The sequence below is a fragment of the Bradyrhizobium pachyrhizi genome (genome assembly GCF_001189245.1).
GTDB lineage: Bacteria > Pseudomonadota > Alphaproteobacteria > Rhizobiales > Xanthobacteraceae > Bradyrhizobium > Bradyrhizobium pachyrhizi.
On sequence record NZ_LFIQ01000089.1, the window covers coordinates 89257 to 89674 of the forward strand.

Genomic DNA, 418 nt, shown 5'->3' on the forward strand with positions numbered 1-418 from the left:
GGCGGCGTTGCCGCACCCATTCAGTATCGACGCCGGAATCGATGATCAGATGCGCGACATGGATGTTCTTCGGTCCGAGCTCGCGCGCCATCGCTTGCGCCACGGCGCGCAAGCCGAACTTGGCGCTGGCAAAGGCGGCATAACCGCTGCCGCCGCGGAGCGATGCGGTGGCGCCGGTGAAGAAGATGTTGCCCGCTCCGCGCGCCATCATCAGCCGCGCCGCCTCGCGTCCGGCCAGGAAGCCGGAATAGCAGGCCATCTCCCAGACCTTGCGGAACGCGCGCTCGGTGGTCTCCAGGATCGGGAAATTGACGTTGGCGCCGATATTGAAGATACAGACTTCGAGCGGCGCATGCTTGTCCGCGTCGTTGAGGAAGGCGGTGATCTCCTCTTCCTTGCGCGCATCGAGCGAGCGGGC

At 65.3% G+C, this 418-nt stretch carries 1 pseudogene; it reads right to left on the reverse strand.

The window, feature by feature from the left end:
• Positions 1-418, reverse strand: a pseudogene (locus AKL29_RS21770) (SDR family oxidoreductase); the annotation flags it as partial.